This is a genomic window from Micropepsis pineolensis (assembly GCF_055392125.1).
On sequence record NZ_AP042408.1, the window covers coordinates 1,822,362 to 1,835,267 of the forward strand.

The window sequence follows — 12,906 nt, forward strand, 5'->3', positions numbered from 1 at the left end:
CGTCCTTGGAATTTTTTACAGTGCGGTCAACGTGACAGGGATGTTGCCGCGCGTAGCCTTAGAATAGGGGCACATCTGATGGGCATCTTCGAGCAGGGCCTGCGCCTTGCTCTTGTCGACGCCGGGGACCTTGAGAGTGATTTCGGCGGCCAGCGAAAAGCCGTCGTCGCCGGAAGCCAGCGTTACCGCCACGCCAACCTTGGCGGCGTTTGCGGTCTCAAGGTCAATGCCATGCTTCTTGGACAGGGCAATGACCGCCTGATTGAAACAGGCGGCATAGCCAATTGCGAACAATTGCTCCGGATTGTGAGCCTCACCGTCGCCGCCCAATTCCTTGGGGAACGACATCGCAAGCGCGAGAGTGCCGCCTTCAAGGCCGGCACGTCCTGCGCGTCCACCACGACTGACTGCTTTGGTCGTATAAGCCATCTCGTCACTCCTTTTTTAAAGCGCTTCCGCGCCGGAAATAATCTCGATGAGCTCGTTGGTGATCTTGCCCTGACGGGTCCGGTTGTACAGGATCGTCAGCTTATTGATGACTTCGCCGGCATTACGGGTTGCCCCGTCCATGGCGGTCATCTTGGCGCCGAATTCGCCGGCGACGTTTTCCAGCAGAACCCGGAAAACCTGTACGCTGACGTTACGGGGCAAGAGATCGGCGAGAATTTCGTTTTCGTCGGGTTCATAGTCGTAAGCCGAACCCGCTTTATCCGCATCCGTCGCTTCGACAGCGGCGGGGATCAGTTGCAATTCCGTCGGCACCTGACTGATGACCGACTTGAAACGGGAATAGAGGATCGAGGCAACGTCGAACGCACCTTCGTCATACATTTTCAGCAGCTTCTGGCCGATGATATCGGCATTGGCAAAGCCAATCTGTTTGACGTCGGTAAATTCCACGGTCTCGAGGATCATCTCACCATACTGGCGTTTGAGCTGATCACGCCCTTTGCGGCCAACGCAGAGGATCTTGACTGTCTTGCCTGCGGCTTTCAGCTCTTCGATCTTCTGCTTGGCAAAGCGAACGATGTTGGTGTTGAAGCCGCCGCACAGGCCGCGATCAGCGGTGGCGACGACCAACAGATGCACATCGGTCCGACCGGTCCCGGCCAGCAGCTTGGGGGCGCCGGGATTACCCTTCGCCCCGGCCGCCAGACCGGAAATAACCGTACTCATTTTTTCGCAATAGGGGAGTGCAGCCGCCACGGCCTCTTTTGCACGGCGCAGTTTAGAAACTGCCACCATCTGCTGGGCCTTGGTGATCTTGCGCGTCGCCTTTACTGAGGCGATGCGCGTGCGCAATGCCTTCAGACTAGCCATTAAGCAAAATCTTTCGCGAATTCGTCGATGGCAGCCTTAAGCTTGGTCTCCAGTTCGGGCGAAAGCTTGCCTTCCTTGCGGATTTCTTCGAACAGAGCTTCGTTCTTGGCATGAACGGCGGCGATCAGACCCTTCTCGAAGGCACCGACCTTATTGACCGGCAGCTTATCGAGATAGCCCTTCACACCGGCATAGATCGACAGAACCTGTTCTTCGACCGGCATCGGGCGATACTGGGGCTGCTTCAACAGCTCGGTCAGACGGGCACCACGGTTCAGCAAACGCTGGGTCGAGGCGTCAAGGTCGGAACCGAACTGAGCGAAGGCCGCCATTTCGCGATACTGCGCCAGTTCCAGCTTGATCGAGCCGGCAACCTGCTTCATCGCCTTGACCTGCGCGGACGAGCCGACGCGGGACACCGAAATACCGACGTTCACGGCGGGGCGAATGCCCTGATAGAACAGATCGGTTTCGAGGAAGATCTGGCCGTCGGTGATCGAAATCACGTTGGTCGGAATGTAGGCCGAGACGTCATTGGCCTGCGTTTCGATGACGGGCAGGGCGGTCAGCGAACCGGCGCCATAGTCGGCGTTCAGCTTCGCAGCGCGTTCCAGCAAACGAGAATGCAGATAGAAAACGTCGCCCGGATAGGCTTCACGCCCCGGCGGACGGCGCAGAAGCAGCGACATCTGACGATAGGCCACGGCCTGCTTGGACAGATCATCATAGATGATCAGGGCATGCATGCCGTTATCACGGAACCATTCACCAATGGCGCAACCGGCAAACGGCGCCAGATACTGCAGCGGGGCCGGTTCGGCAGCGGTGGCGGAAACCACCGTGGTGTATTCCATGGCGCCGGCATCTTCGAGCGTCTTGACGATCTGCGCGACCGTCGACAGCTTCTGGCCGATGGCGACATAGATGCAATAGAGCTTCTTGCTCTCGTCGCTGCCCTGGTTGATTTTCTTCTGGTTGATAATGGTATCGATCGCGATGGCGGTCTTGCCGGTCTGACGGTCACCAATGATCAGCTCGCGTTGACCGCGGCCAATCGGAATCAGCGCGTCGATGGCCTTGAGGCCGGTCTGCATCGGCTCGTTGACCGACTTACGCGGAATGATGCCAGGGGCCTTGACGTCAACGGTGCGCCGTTCAGCGGCACCCGTGATCGGGCCCTTGCCGTCCATCGGGTTACCCAGCGGGTCAACCACGCGGCCCAGCAGCGCCTTGCCGACAGGGATGTCGACGATGGTGCCGGTGCGCTTGACGGTATCGCCTTCCTTGATGGTGGTGTCGGAACCGAAGATCACCACACCGACATTGTCGGTTTCCAGGTTGAGGGCCATGCCCTTGATGCCGCCGGGGAATTCGACCATTTCGCCAGCCTGGACATTATCAAGTCCATAGACGCGGGCGATGCCGTCGCCGACCGATAAGACTTGGCCGACTTCGCTCACTTCCGCTTCGGCGCCGAAATTCTGTATTTCTCGCTTTAAAATGGCGGAAATTTCGGCCGGTTGGATATTCATCTTTCGTCGTTCCTTCACTCGGTTCCGGGTCTCTCCGCTTAAGATGAGGACCCGTCTGTCGTAAATTCCAGGACTTTTACGCGCCCCGCATGGCCAAGCGCATGGCGTTCAATTTGGTGCGCAATGAGCTGTCGATCATGCGTGAACCAACTTTGACCACCAGCCCGCCCAGGATCGCCGGGTCGACAGCCATGTCGAGCCGGGGCTCGCGGCCCAGGGTGGCTTTCAAAGTCTCTTTCAGAGCGGCAACTTCCGAATTCGCCAGCGGACGGGCCGCCGTGACTTCGGCGTCGATGACACCCTGTTCTTTCGCGATCTGGCTTTCAAAGGCGCGGATTGCGTCCATCAGCACGAACAGCCGGCGCTTGGCTGCCAACAGCAGAACAAACTGTGTCGTCAGTTTAGAGGCGCCAGCCTCTTTGAGAAGGGCAGCCATTCCCTTCTTTTGATCTTCGCGGCTGAATACCGGAGCCTGGACAAAACGGGCAAGGTCCGGGCTGGTCAGAACCATGCCCTTCAGTGCCGCCAAGTCAGCCGCAACGGTGTCTACAGATTTTGTTTCTTCAGCTAATTCCAGCAGGGCCCGTGCATAACGACCCGCTATCCCGGAAAAATGTGTTTCTTCTGCCACTTGCTTCCCGTTCCCTATACCGGGCTCGTGCTGCCACGGCGTGCCATAACCGGTTGATTTGCCTCCGATAATGTTTATCGGGAGGAATACCGATTTCTTAGGTTAAAGCCCTTAGCACGCGGCACAAGCCCGCGCAAGAATACGCCCCCCGTGCGATGTGTCGCGGGGGGCGTGGTAACAAGGTAAAGGTGACGGTGACTACTGAATTGTTTACCGTATCAGACTGAGCACCCGCGAGAAGCGGAACTGGCTGATCCAGCCAAAAATACTGTCGGCGTTTAAGAAATCGACCGATCCGATAATGATAACGGCGCGGCCAGCCAGATTGCCCAGCGGCACGGTACCGAACACCCGGCTGTCGGCTGAATCGTCGCGGTTATCGCCCATCATGAAAAGGTTCCCCGGCGGAACGACGATTTCGGGGGTGTTGTCGAGGTCGCCATCCCACTGCCACTTGAAGATCGGGTGCTTGTAGCCGTTCGGCAGGGTCTCAATAAATTGGGGCACCTGATGCAACTGTCCCGGAATGGTATTGCTGGCACCGTCCTCAACTTCACCCGTATTGGCGGGTTCCAGCGGTAATTCCTTACCATTAATCCATAAACGGCCATTTTTCATCTGCAGCCGGTCGCCGGGCAGGCCGATTACGCGTTTGACGTAGCTGATCTTGGTGTTGAACGGCACACGGAACACCACAACATCGCCGGCTTTCGGCATGCTGCCCCACAACCGTTCAGTCTTCTGGGCCCCGTTGGCATAGGGAACCGAAAAAATACTGTAGCCATAGGGAAATTTGGTCGCCAGCACAGCGTCGCCAATCGCCAGCGTCGGCTGCATCGAACCCGACGGAACGTAGAATGGTTGCACCACCAGGGTGGCCAGCACGAACACCACCACCACAGCTTCCAGCGGTTCTTTCAGCCAATCCCAGGCGGCACAAACTTTGGGGTGCGCAAAAAAGGCGCTTAAGCCCGTTTTCGGCGCAGTTTGCGGTTCATCGCCCTGCGGATGGCTGGTCATGCTGGAATCCTTAAATTTCTTAGACTGTTATGGCCCCATGGGGTCCACGGGAAGCATTTTTGGCGCTCACAACGGTACCCATAAACAGTCTTGGGTTTTTTGTCTTAAATTTCAAGTTATTATCCAAACGAAGCTCCAGTGTGGGATGAAGAAGATGCAATCTTTTCTCCGGTCCGTAGCCTTTGCTTTCGTTCTGACGGCTCCTGCTTACGCGGCACTGCCGGTTGGTGCAAGCGCTCCTGATTTCACGTCTAAGGCAACGCTCGCCGGGCAGCCTTTTGACTTTATTTTGGCCGATGCCCTGAAAAAGGGGCCCGTGGTACTTTATTTTTACCCTAAGGCTTTTACACGCGGCTGCACCTACGAGGCACAGGAATTCGCCAAAGCGACGGATGATTTCGCCAAACTGGGGGCGACGGTTGTCGGCGTCAGCAACGACAAGATCGAAGTTCTCGATAAGTTTTCGGTCGAGGAATGCGCCAGCAAGTTCACCGTTGTCTCGGATACCGATGGCAAAGTCATCCGCGCCTATGACGCCAAGCTCGCCGACTCTGATAACGCCGACCGGATTTCTTATGTCATTGCGCCGGATGGGGCCGGGGCAAAGATCCTCATGGTCTATGCCAATATGGACCCGGACAAGCATGTCGATAAAGCCATGCAGGCGGTCAAGGCGTGGCACGCAGCCCATTCCTGACCGGGATTCTTGTTATAAATCAAAGGATGTAACCGGTTTGGATGCGGGGCAGATATTCAATCTTGACCGTAGCGGCCACGGTTGTAGAAAGCCGACATGAAAACCAAGAAACCGACCCAAAAGCTGACCCAATTGGGCCATGCCAGCCCGATGCCTACCTCGCCGGAAGAGGCGGTGCTGGAGGCTGTGCCCAATCCGCACCCGGACAGCGCCTATATCGTGCGGTTTACCGCGCCGGAATTCACCTGTCTGTGCCCGGTCACTGGTCAGCCCGATTTCGCCCATTTCGTCATCGACTATGTGCCGGGGACGAAAATCGTCGAATCAAAGTCGCTGAAGTTGTATCTGTGCAGCTATCGCAACCACCGCGCTTTTCACGAAGCGACGACGGTCACCATCGGCAAGGATCTGGTGACGGCGATCAAGCCGAAGTTTTTGCGGATTTGCGGCTTCTGGTATCCGCGTGGTGGCATTCCCATCGACGTGTTCTGGCAGATCGGCAAACTGCCCGCCGGGACCTATCTGCCCGAGCCGGGGGTGCAGCCCTATCGCGGTCGCGGCTGAAACCGGCCGGGCGCGCAAAGCCATAGTATAAAGCGCACGGCATGGCTCATGCCGTGCGTTGTCTTTTATGGGCGCACCCTTGTGGCGGTTGCTGGCGGTTCCGCCATCAAAAAAGCTTGATTAATGATGGCGCAAGTTGTTTTTCACACGGCAAATGTCGGCCATTCCGATTGCATAGCGTAATAAAGGGCAGTTCATGACGACGAAGATTTTCATCGATGGCGCGGTTGGGACCACGGGGCTTGAGATTCGTCAGCGCCTCGCCGGGCGTGACGGCTTTAGCATCGTGACGTTGGAGGAGGCCGAGCGTAAGGACGCCGCCGCCCGTGCCCGTGTGCTGAATGCCGCCGATATTGTCATTCTGTGTCTGCCCGATGACGCCGCACGCGACGCGGTGCGTCTGATCGAGAATCCAGCCGTGCGGGTGATTGACGCATCGACCGCCCATCGCACGGCCGATGGCTGGGTCTATGGTTTTCCGGAGCTGGAGCCGGACCGCGCTGCTGTGATTGCGAAGGCCAAGCGGGTCAGTAACCCGGGCTGCTATGCCACCGGCTTTTTGGCCCTGATGCGGCCTTTGACCCGCGCCGGGCTGATTCCCGCCGATTATCCGATTAGCGTCAACGCGGTGTCGGGCTATTCGGGCGGTGGCAAGAAGATGATCGAGGAATTTGAGCGCGCCGAAAACCCGACGCAGACCGTGTTCCGCGGCTACGGCTATACGCTGGCCCACAAGCATGTGCCGGAAATGCAGATCCATTCCCATCTGAAACATCCGCCGGTGATGGCCCCGTCGGTTGGCCGCTTTCATCGCGGCATGATGGTCGAGGTGCCGCTGTCCTTGTGGGCTCTGAACGGCGTCCCCAGCCCGGATGACATTCAGTCGGTGATGGAAGCGGCCTATCAGGGCCAGCCTATGGTATCGGTCGCCAGCCCGGATGAGGTCATAGCGCTCAAAACCCTTGATGCCGAGAGTATGAAGAATACCGACCGGCTTAAAATTTATGTGTGCGGCAACAAGGATACCGGTCTGGTCCGTCTGGTGGCGGTGTTGGATAATCTCGGTAAGGGTGCCTGTGGCGCGGCGTTGCAGAACCTTAATATTATGGCCGGTCTGGCGCCCGACGAAGGGCTGGCTTGAGCAAAACGGCATTTGGGACAGGTTGAGACAGCTTTGACCGATGCGAAATACTTGTAGAATTTAGCCGGTCTGTATATGGGTTAAGGTGGGCAGTTCACCCATATGCGTGACTCAGGGAGTCTAAGAGATATGCAGGGCCTGTATCAGAAACGTTTTATCCGGAAGCTCTTAGGTGTGACCGCGGTTATGGTGGTGACAGCCGGATTGGGTGCTTGCTCTGTTCTGCCCGAATGGATGGGGGGCGATCCTGCCACACCGGTACCGGCGTCGCCCGATCTGGCGAATCTGCCCGATAAGCCGACGACCGGTAATGCCGCGACCCAGCCTCTGGCGGATTCGCTGACCGCCGATATGAAGAATTCTCAGTATAGCGCTGATGCGCTGCGTGGTGGTGATGATACCGCTGCGCCACCGCCGCCGCCCGCGGCGCCAGCGACGAAAACGGCGGCCGTTGTTCCGGCTGCGGCTCCGGCCGCAGATGCGGCGCCAGCCCCTGCCGCCGAACCGGTGGCCAAGGATAAGTCGGTTTTCGCTGCACCGGTGGGCCAGTCGGCTGTGCCGGGGACATTGCCCGATCCAACGGCGCAGACTTCGTCTGCTGCCAAAAAGAATACCACCCATGTTGCTGCTTTGCCGGCCGGGGCGATGCCCGCCCAGTCGGCCAAGCCGACCACGGTTGCGGTGGTAAAGCCGGTTGCGGCCAAGCCTGCCGTCAAGGCGGCTTCGGTTGAGGCCGCGCCGGTTGACGCTGCGCCGCTTAGTGCGGTTGCACCGGTTAAGGCCCAGGCTGCGGTTAAGGTGGCGAAAAATGTTACTAAGAAATCGGTCGTGAGGGCTGCTGCGGTCAATCCGAGTGATGCGGCGCTGGGCTTTGAGCCTTCGAGCGCGCCGCCGCTGGACCCTTCGGTTGCGGAATTCGTTCCGGCACAGATCGTGCGTGAGTATCAGGCCGCCGCCAACCAGCCATTACCAGGCAGTGGGGCGGGATCGCCCGTCTCTAAACGGGCGGGGTCCAAAGATGTCACCTATGTTGATAAACCAGCCAATCATCCCGTATCGGGTTCCAATGTGACGGCAGTGGCCAGTTCGGCTGCTGCCGTTCTTTATTTCCCGGGTGACATTGTGACAGTGAACGCCAGGGCGCAGGCCCTGGTGCGCGATGTTGCGGCCCAGTTTAAGGCCCTGGGCGGGCAGGGTGTGATTCGCGTTGTCGGTCATTCGTCGAGCCGTACGCCCGACATGCCGGTCGAAAAGCATCTCGCGCTGGTCTTCAAGAAGTCGCAGGACCGTGCCAATGCCGCTGCGCAGGCGCTGATCCGGGCCGGTGTGCCGGCGGATAAAATCCTTGTCGAAGCCGTTGGTGACAGCCAGCCGGTCTATTTTGAATCGATGCCCAAGGGTGAGGACGGTAACCGGCGCGTTGAAATTTTCTTGCAGAGCTGAGCCCGGATAGTCTCATTTATTGCAACTTTGGTTGCGGCTTCCCAGCGCAAGCGCTATGTGGAAGGGGGCAATGGCTATCGATGCGCGGTAGGTATTGGACCAGCTTATCGATGTTATGACCGGCTAACGGTCTGCCCCCGTGCGGCACCGCCAGCAGGGGCAATATGCGAACTGTATAGGTTCTGAAATGGAAACCGAATTTTACCGCATCAAGCGGTTGCCGCCTTATGTATTTGCTGAAGTAAACCGGCTGAAAGCGCAGGCCCGCGCCCGTGGCGAGGACATTATCGATTTCGGCATGGGCAATCCCGATATGGCGACGCCCCCGCATATCGTCGAGAAACTGTGTGAGACGGCGCGCGCGCCCCGCACCAACCGCTATTCGGTTTCGCGCGGCATCAAGGGCCTGCGCGGTGCGATGGCCGCCTATTACAAGAAGCGCTTTGACGTCGATCTCGATCCCGATTCGGAAGTGATTGCAGCGCTCGGCTCCAAGGAAGGCTTTGCCAACCTCGCAGCGGCGATTACCGCGCCGGGCGATGTGGTGCTGGTGCCTAATCCGTCCTATCCGATTCACGCCTTCGGCTTTATTCTGGCCGGGGCTGCCATCCGCCATATTCAGGCGACCTCGCCGGAAACCTATTTGAGCGAGATTGGCCGGGCGACGCGCCATTCGATCCCGTCGCCGCTGGCGCTGGTGGTGAACTATCCGTCGAACCCGACCGCGCAGGTGGTTGACCTCGATTTCTACAAAGAAGTCGTCAAATTCGCCAAGAAGCACGAGATGTGGGTGCTGTCCGACCTGGCCTATGCTGACATCTATTTTGATATCGATCCGCCGCCCTCGATCCTGCAGGTCGAAGGGGCCAAGGACGTCGCCATCGAATTCATGTCGCTGTCCAAAACCTATGCCATGCCGGGCTGGCGCATGGGCTATGCCGCGGGCAACAAAAAGCTGATTGCGGCACTGACGCGGATCAAGTCCTACCTCGATTACGGTGCCTTTACGCCGATTCAGGTGGCGGCTTCGGCAGCACTCAATGGGCCGCAAGATTGCGTCGATGAGATTCGTGGCATTTATCAGTCCCGCCGCGATGTGCTGGTCGATACCATGGCGCGGGCGGGCTGGAATATTCCGGCCCCGCCGGCAACGATGTTCGCCTGGGCCCCGGTGCCGGATCAGTACAAGGCGCTCGGCTCGATGGAGTTTTCCAAGCAGCTGCTGATCAATGCCGAGGTGGCGGTGTCGCCCGGCGTGGCGTTCGGCGAATATGGCGAAGGCTATGTCCGCATCGGTCTGGTGGAAAATGAGCATCGCATCCGTCAGGCTGCGCGTAACGTGAAGAAATTCCTGGCGATGGATCCTGCATCCTTGCCGAAATCGTTGGATGAGGGCAAATGAACCAACCGCTGAAAATTGCCGTTGCCGGTCTCGGCACTGTCGGGGCTGGTGCCGTCAAGGCGCTGCTGGCTCATCAGGATGCATTGGCCGCTCGGGCCGGGCGCTCGCTTGAGGTTAGCCTGCTGTGTGATCGTAACAAGGCGTGCTTTGCTCCCTTCACCGGGATTAAGACGACGGATGATCTGAAGGCGCTGGTGGCGTCGGATGCTGATGTCGTGGTCGAGCTGATCGGCGGCGAAAATGGTATCGCCCCGGCGCTGGTGGAAAATGCACTGCGTTCCGGCAAGCATGTCGTCACCGCCAATAAGGCGATGATGGCTCGCCATGGTGCGCGGTTGGCGGCGCTGGCCGAAGAAAATGGCGTTGGTCTTCGCTTTGAGGCCGCGGTGGCGGGCGGCATTCCAATTCTGAAATCCTTACGCGAAAGTTTGTTCGTGTACGGGGTTTCTGCGGTGCGCGGCATTCTGAATGGTACCTGCAATTACATCCTGACCCAGATGGACGAGACCGGCCGGTCTTTCGCCGATGTGCTCAAAGATGCCCAGCGTCTGGGCTATGCCGAAGCCAACCCGACGCTCGACGTTGGCGGTGGTGATACTGCGCATAAGCTCGCCTTGCTGGCGGCGCTGGTGTTCGGCGTTGCCCCGGATCTCGATGCTGTGGCGGTGGAGGGGATCGAACAGATCTCGCCCGATGATATCGCCTTTGCGCGCGAATTTGGTTACCGCATCAAACTTCTGGGCATTGCTAAAGAGACCGACGAAGGCATCGATATGCGCGTGCAGCCCGCCATGGTGGCTGCCGGTACGCCGATTGCTGATGTTGATGGCGTGCTGAACGCCGTGGTCGCTGATGCTAACGAAGCGGGGCACTTCTTCTTTGAAGGTCGTGGCGCGGGCGAATGCCCCACCGCCAATGCCGTGGTTGCCGATATCGTCGATATCGCCCGGGGCAATATCGGTTACGCTTTTGGTATTCCTGCCGCGCAGTTGAAAAAGCTCAAGCGCGCGCCGGGGGGCAGCACCAAATCGGCCTTCTATGTCCGGGTCGAGGTGCAGGATATGCCGGGTGTGCTGGCCGATATTGCCGGCTGCATGGCCAAATCCGGCGTGTCGATCGAAAGCATGTTGCAGCGTGGCCATACGCCGGATCGTGCTGTGTCGATCGTGATGATCACCCACCCGACAACGCAAAGCGCGGTCAGCGCTGCGTTGGAGGGCATTGCCAAACTGGCCTGTGTGTCGGCACCGCCTTGCCTGATGGCGATGGAGGCGAAATAGCCTTTGGATGCGGGTGTAACAACGGTTCTGGGTGTGGCGCAGTCCTTCTCCGGGCGGCGCTGGCAGATGCGTGATGTGGACGAGGCGGTGGTGGCGGCGATGGCGCGCGATCACCGCCTTTCGCCGTTTGTGGCCCGTCTGCTGGTGGGCCGTGGCGTCAGCAATGAGGCCGCGGCCGATTTCCTGCAGCCGACGCTGAAACGATTACTGCCCGAACCGCTGAGCCTTGCCGATATGGACAAGGCGGTGGCGCGGGTGGCCGCAGCCCTCGACCGGAATGAGCAGATCGCCATTTATGGCGATTATGATGTCGATGGTTCGTGCAGCGCGGCGCTGCTGTCGGATTTTCTGGCGGCAGTAGGAACACGCCCGCGGCTGTATGTGCCGGACCGGATGACGGAAGGCTATGGCCCCAATGCGCCCGCGCTGCTGACGCTGAAGGCCGAGGGTGTATCGCTGGTTATCACGGTTGATTGTGGGGCCGGCGCGGCGGGGCCGTTACAGGCCGCGGCGGATGCCGGGCTGGATGTTGTGGTGCTCGATCATCACGCGTGCGAGGTGCCGCCCACGGCCTACGCCCACGTCAATCCCAACAAGCCGGGTGACACATCAGGCTTGGGCCACCTATGCGCCACCGCCATCGTGTTTATGTTCTCGGTCGCATTGAACCGTCATCTGCGCGAAGCCGGGCGCTATCAGGGCGCGGCAGAGCCGGATTTGCGCGATGCCTTGGATCTGGTGGCGCTGGCCACCGTGTGCGATGTGGTGCCTCTGACCGGGGTTAACCGCGCGCTGGTGCAAAGTGGGCTGGCGCGCCTTGGGGCCATGAAGCGCCCCGGTGTGGCGGCGCTGGCGGCGGTGGCCGGGGTGGTCCCCCCGTTTACCACCTATCATCTCGGCTTTGTGCTGGGGCCGCGCATTAACGCTGGCGGCCGGGTGGGGCGCTGCGGGCTGGGGGCGGACCTTCTGACCGCACGTGATCCGGCGCAGGCTGCTGACTATGCCCAGGCGCTCGACAACCATAATCGCGAGCGTCAGGCCATCGAGAAGCTGATCCTGGACGAGGCCATGGTGGCCGCCGAACTTCAGGCTGACAGCCCCTTTGTATTGGTCTCCGGCGATGGCTGGCACCCCGGTGTGGTCGGCATTGTTGCCGGGCGGCTGAAAGAGCGGTTTCACAAACCGGCCCTGGTGGCGGGATTCGAAGGTGGGGTAGGGCGCGGTTCCGCCCGCTCGGTCCACGGGGTTAACATCGGGGCTCTGATCCGTGCGGCGCAGCAGGCGGGCGTGATCACTGCCGGTGGCGGCCATGCCATGGCGGCGGGCTTCTCGCTTGAGCCCGATCAGGTCGAACCGCTACGGGCTTTTCTGCTGGCGGGCTTTGCCGAAGGGGGGCTGGAAACCGAGATGGACGCCGTGACGATCGAGGCGCTGGTATCAGCCCCGGCGGCAACGCCCGCTTTAATCGGTGAGATTGCCAAAATCGGCCCCTTTGGTGCTGAGGCCCCGGAACCTATGGTGGCCTTGCCCGAAATGCGGGTGAGTTTCGCCGATGTGGTGGGTAAGGACCATGTCCGCCTCAGGCTGGCCGGGGGCGACGGCAGTCGAATCGACGCCATTGCCTTCCGTATCGCCGATACCGAATTGGGACGAAAGCTGATGGAAGCACGCGGCGCTACCATCCACGCGGTGGGCCGGTTATCGTTAAACGAATGGAACGGGCGCGTCACAGTTCAGCTTTTACTGGAAGATGCAGCACCTGCGCAGGCTTTCGCTTAGCCTTCACGTAAGCCACGGCAGATATTTCACAAAAAATGCTTTTACCCTCTTGCCATTCTCGTCAGGGACCCTTATAGCCCGGCTTCCCAAGTGGCAA

The 12,906-nt window shown here is 59.5% G+C and carries 12 protein-coding genes; 7 read left to right on the forward strand and 5 right to left on the reverse strand.

What is annotated here, in order from left to right; all coding sequences use genetic code 11:
• Positions 1-15: 15 nt before the first annotated feature.
• The 5 genes from ACZ5RI_RS08150 to lepB all read right to left on the reverse strand — a co-directional run bounded on the left by ACZ5RI_RS08150 (position 16) and on the right by lepB (position 4,503).
• A complete protein-coding gene (locus tag ACZ5RI_RS08150; RefSeq protein WP_464510834.1) occupies positions 16-429 on the reverse strand; it encodes an organic hydroperoxide resistance protein in 414 nt (137 codons plus the stop codon).
• Between the two features lie 15 nt (positions 430-444).
• Positions 445-1,320 carry a F0F1 ATP synthase subunit gamma gene (locus ACZ5RI_RS08155; protein WP_464510838.1) on the reverse strand — a complete coding sequence of 292 codons (876 nt, stop codon included), beginning with the start codon at positions 1,318-1,320 and terminating at the stop codon, positions 445-447.
• Positions 1,320-2,852: a F0F1 ATP synthase subunit alpha gene (gene atpA, locus ACZ5RI_RS08160; protein WP_464510842.1), complete on the reverse strand. Its 1,533-nt coding sequence runs from the start codon at positions 2,850-2,852 to the stop codon at positions 1,320-1,322. Before atpA ends, ACZ5RI_RS08155 begins: the two co-directional genes overlap by 1 nt.
• Before the next feature lie 76 nt (positions 2,853-2,928).
• Entirely contained in the window at positions 2,929-3,483 is a 555-nt protein-coding gene (locus ACZ5RI_RS08165; RefSeq protein ID WP_464510845.1) for a F0F1 ATP synthase subunit delta, read from the reverse strand.
• Between the two features lie 210 nt (positions 3,484-3,693).
• Positions 3,694-4,503, reverse strand: a complete 810-nt coding sequence (lepB, locus tag ACZ5RI_RS08170; protein WP_464510850.1) for a signal peptidase I — start codon at positions 4,501-4,503, stop codon at positions 3,694-3,696.
• Positions 4,504-4,648: 145 nt separating this feature from the next.
• On the opposite strand from lepB, the gene ACZ5RI_RS08175 reads away from it, so the two are divergent.
• The 7 genes from ACZ5RI_RS08175 (at position 4,649) to recJ (ending at position 12,809) form a co-directional block, all read left to right on the forward strand.
• On the forward strand, positions 4,649-5,200 hold the full coding sequence (locus ACZ5RI_RS08175) for a peroxiredoxin (protein ID WP_464510854.1): 552 nt from the start codon (positions 4,649-4,651) through the stop codon (positions 5,198-5,200).
• Positions 5,201-5,296: 96 nt separating this feature from the next.
• Positions 5,297-5,764 (forward strand): preQ(1) synthase, encoded by a 468-nt coding sequence (gene queF / locus ACZ5RI_RS08180; RefSeq protein WP_464510858.1) that lies wholly within the window; start codon positions 5,297-5,299, stop codon positions 5,762-5,764.
• Between the two features lie 196 nt (positions 5,765-5,960).
• Entirely contained in the window at positions 5,961-6,905 is a 945-nt protein-coding gene (gene argC / locus ACZ5RI_RS08185) for an N-acetyl-gamma-glutamyl-phosphate reductase (protein ID WP_464510862.1), read from the forward strand.
• A gap of 174 nt (positions 6,906-7,079) precedes the next feature.
• Entirely contained in the window at positions 7,080-8,348 is a 1,269-nt protein-coding gene (locus ACZ5RI_RS08190; RefSeq protein ID WP_464510866.1) for an OmpA family protein, read from the forward strand.
• Between the two features lie 187 nt (positions 8,349-8,535).
• Entirely contained in the window at positions 8,536-9,750 is a 1,215-nt protein-coding gene (locus ACZ5RI_RS08195; RefSeq protein ID WP_464510870.1) for an LL-diaminopimelate aminotransferase, read from the forward strand.
• Positions 9,747-11,030 (forward strand): homoserine dehydrogenase, encoded by a 1,284-nt coding sequence (locus ACZ5RI_RS08200; protein ID WP_464510874.1) that lies wholly within the window; start codon positions 9,747-9,749, stop codon positions 11,028-11,030. Before ACZ5RI_RS08195 ends, ACZ5RI_RS08200 begins: the two co-directional genes overlap by 4 nt.
• Before the next feature lie 3 nt (positions 11,031-11,033).
• Positions 11,034-12,809, forward strand: coding sequence for a single-stranded-DNA-specific exonuclease RecJ (gene recJ, locus ACZ5RI_RS08205; RefSeq protein ID WP_464510878.1), 1,776 nt, complete (start codon positions 11,034-11,036; stop codon positions 12,807-12,809).
• Positions 12,810-12,906: the final 97 nt, after the last annotated feature.